Below are 3,802 nucleotides of genomic sequence, written 5' to 3'. Positions count from 1 at the left end.
TAATTTTATGATAAACTGAACTTCAGGGGTGAACTTTCATGGTGGTTGTAAGAAGAAGAAAATCTATTTGTGAAAGGCTGAAAGAGAAGAATGTTCTGACCCAGGAGCAGATAGATGAGGCTATAAGACAGCAGGGTCTGGAACAGGGTAAAAAAATAGGACAGATTCTTTTGGACCTAGGATATATAAGTGAGGAAAAACTACTAAAGGAGCTCTCAGACCAGCTGGGGGTGAAGAGTAAGGTAATCCGTGTAGAGGATATAAACAAAGAGGCCATGTCTTTTTTTGACAGGAATTACTTAGAGGGGAAAAATATAGTACCCATAGGGATAACATCTAACAAGATAATAATAGCCATGGCAGATCCCACAGATGTAAATCTGATAGATGAGATAAATCTCAAGACAAAACTCATAGTGAGCCCATACCTGGCACTAGAGGATAACATAATAGATGTTATCAAGGAATATCTGGAGGAAAAAACAAAAAAAACCGAGGCCAAGGTAGAGGGGGTTTTTGCCGAGCTGCAGAAATCTTCAGACGATGACTTTGAATTTCTGGATTCGAGACTTGAGGATATCGAAAACCGTTTTGATTCTGAAAGTGCCCCTATAATAAGAGGGGTAGATGCCCTCCTTATGAAGGCAATAAAATTAAAATCAAGTGACATTCATATAGAACCCTATGAAGATGAGATAAGGGTGCGGTACAGAATAGACGGTGTCCTTGTAGAGATCAAAAAGATGCCGAAAAATCTTATCTACGGTCTGGTATCCAGGATAAAGATCATGTCCGGTATGGATATAGCTGAAAAGAGGCTTCCCCAGGACGGAAGATTCAGGATAAAGATAGCAGGGAGATCCGTAGATTTCCGGGTTTCCACACTTCCCACAATATACGGTGAGAAGATAGTAATGAGGATACTGGACAAGAGCAACATGAAGTTTGACCTGGACGGCCTGGGATTCAAAGAGGACGCCATGGAGATAATAAGAAAGAAGATTACCAGTCCATACGGGATAATACTGGTAACAGGACCTACAGGAAGCGGGAAGTCAACGACACTTTACTCTATGCTAAAAAGCATAAATACAGATGACGTAAATATATCCACAGTAGAAGATCCTGTAGAATATGAGCTCAAAGGGATAAATCAGGTACACTGCAAGAATGAGATAGGTCTGAACTTTGCCAATGCCCTGAGGACATTTCTCAGGCAGGATCCAGATATAATAATGGTGGGAGAGATAAGGGACAACGAGACGGCAGAGATTGCCATAAAAGCAGCCCTGACAGGACATCTGGTGTTTTCCACATTGCATACCAATGATGCACCGAGCTCCATACACAGGCTTATAGATATGGGCGTAGAACCCTTTCTCATATCTGCATCTCTTCTCATGATACAGGCACAGAGGCTGGTAAGGAAAATATGTCCTCACTGTAAGGCAGAGCGTGATGATCATGAAAATCTGCTAAAATCTCTGGGAGAGGACCTGTCAAAGTATGAAAATATAACTTTTTATAAAGGAAAAGGGTGCGATCACTGCAACGGTACGGGTTATACCGGACGTTCTGTAATCTATGAAGTAATGCCCCTGACAGATGAGATCAAAGAAGCAGTGAGCCGGAGGCTCACAACAATGGAGATAAGAGAGATCGCCAGAAGAGAGGGAATGGTGACACTGAGGGAGACAGGGATAAAAAAAGCTGTTCTAGGGGAAACCACACTAGAGGAGATAATAAGAGTAACTCTTATGTAGAGGGGGGAATCAGCTATGGGAGTGTACAAATACACGGCAATGAATTTGAGCGGTAAAAAAACCAGCGGGAAAATGGATGCTGAAAATAAGGAGGACCTGAAACGTCTCCTGAGGGGTCAGAAGCTGACACTTCTGAAGGAGAAAAAGCTTTCTGATAAACAAAAAAAAGGCGGAATGTTGAACAGGGTGACGCCGAAAGATATAGCTGTATTTACGAGACAGCTCTCTACAATGCTAGAAGGCGGCGTGGGGCTGCTCAGATCTTTTACGGTGCTGGAAAAACAGAGTGAAAAGCCGAAACTGAAAGCGGCAGTGGGAGAGATAAGAAAGGATATAAGTGCAGGAAAGTCAGTATCCTACGCTCTAAGCAAACATCCACAGTATTTTGATTCTCTCTATGTGAGTATGGTAAAGGCCGGGGAGGCTTCCGGAGCTCTGGATACAATCCTAAACAGAATAGCCCAGTCTCAGGAAAAGGCTGAGGAGATAAAGGGTAAAATAAGGACGGCCCTTATATATCCTGCTATTGTACTGGTTTTATCCTTTACAATTGTATTCTTACTGATGAGTTTTGTTATACCGAACTTTGTGGTTTTGTTTGAAGATACAGGGGTTCCTATGCCTGGTCTTACGGTATTTGTAATAGGGTTAAGTAAATGGTTTAACAAAAACTGGTACTGGATTATACTGGGAGTGGGTATATTAGCATTTATAGGGTATAAGTATCAGAAGACCCCTAAGGGGAAGAGAAATGCCCACAGGCTGATCCTAAGGCTGCCTCTTTTCGGAAAGATATTCAAAAAGGCCTCTATAGCCAGGTTCAGCAGGACTCTGGAAACTCTTCTGGACAGTGGAGTCCCTATACTGTCGGCATTTGATATAGTGGCTGACACAGTGGGGAATATCCTCATGGGAGAGTCGATAAGAGAGGTAAAAGAGAAGATAAAAAGCGGACACACAATAGCAAAACCTCTGGAAGAAACAGAAAATTTTCCTCCTATGGTTATAAACATGATAGATGTAGGAGAGGAAAGTGGAGAACTGGTAAAAATGCTTTCAAAACTTGCTGACTTTAACGAGCGGGAGCTAGAGGAAACCATAAGGGATTCCCTGGCTGCATTTGAGCCGATGATGATACTAGTAATGGCACTTACTGTGGGAGTAATAGTAGTGGCAATGTATCTGCCTGTATTCTCGCTGTCAGACACCATAGTCTAGAGAGCTAAAGGAGGGGAATTATCTCCTCCTTTTCTATTGATAAAGAGGTTTAAACCTGGTAAACTTTTAGAGATATCATAACGTATAGAGGTGAGCTGAAAATTGGAATACATAATCGAGGTAAAGGACATAACGGTATATTACAAGGAAAAGGATATAATAAAAAAAATGATGGGGAATAAGGGGAAGAAAGGTATAGAGGGTGTATCCTTCGGAGTAAAAAAAGGGGAGATATTCTCTATAATAGGTCTTAACGGTGCAGGAAAGACAAGTACCATGAAATCCATGCTGGGGCTTCTGAAAACAGATAAGGGAGAGGTAAGAATATTCGGGAAAAAAAATCTCAAGGGGGAAGACTACAAAAAGATAGGTTACCTTCCTGAGATATCATACTATCCCCAGACTCTGAAACTGAAAGAGGTCCTGAATTATTACGGGGAACTCTATGAAATGCCCAGAAGCAAGAGAAAAAAGATATCAGAGGGACTGGCAAGAGACCTGGGAATATATGAGAGGATGAATGACAGGCTGGAAAAATTTTCCAAGGGGATGCTCCAGAAAGTAGGACTGGCTCAGTCGATAATGGGGGAACCTGAGATTTTATTTTTGGACGAGCCTATGTCAGGACTGGACCCTCTGGCAAGAAAAAAAGTGATAGATATGATGGAAGGTCTGAAGAAAAAAAATACCACGATAATATTTAACACTCATATTCTGAACGACGTATCAAACCTCGCTGACAGGGTGGCCATAATGCATGAGGGACAGCTTCTGGAAGTAAAGAATGTGAAAGAACTAAAAGAAAAAATAGGGGATGGTTT

Annotated in this window: 3 protein-coding genes; all 3 read left to right on the top strand. The window is 41.8% G+C overall.

Going from position 1 to position 3,802, the window contains the following annotated elements; translation table 11 throughout:
• The first annotated feature begins 38 nt into the window (after positions 1 to 38).
• Positions 39 to 1,763 carry a GspE/PulE family protein gene (locus ABZA26_RS09840; protein WP_372714346.1) on the top strand — a complete coding sequence of 575 codons (1,725 nt, stop codon included), beginning with the start codon at positions 39 to 41 and terminating at the stop codon, positions 1,761 to 1,763.
• Between the two features lie 15 nt (positions 1,764 to 1,778).
• Positions 1,779 to 2,981 carry a type II secretion system F family protein gene (locus tag ABZA26_RS09835; RefSeq protein WP_372714345.1) on the top strand — a complete coding sequence of 401 codons (1,203 nt, stop codon included), beginning with the start codon at positions 1,779 to 1,781 and terminating at the stop codon, positions 2,979 to 2,981.
• Positions 2,982 to 3,083: 102 nt separating this feature from the next.
• Positions 3,084 to 3,802, top strand: a 719-nt coding sequence (locus ABZA26_RS09830) for an ABC transporter ATP-binding protein (protein ID WP_372714344.1), incomplete at its 3' end; no start/stop codon positions are given.

This window comes from Ilyobacter sp. (assembly GCF_041583315.1).
Classification (GTDB): Bacteria; Fusobacteriota; Fusobacteriia; order Fusobacteriales; family Fusobacteriaceae; genus Ilyobacter.
This window is presented reverse-complemented; position numbering and strand designations above follow the sequence as displayed.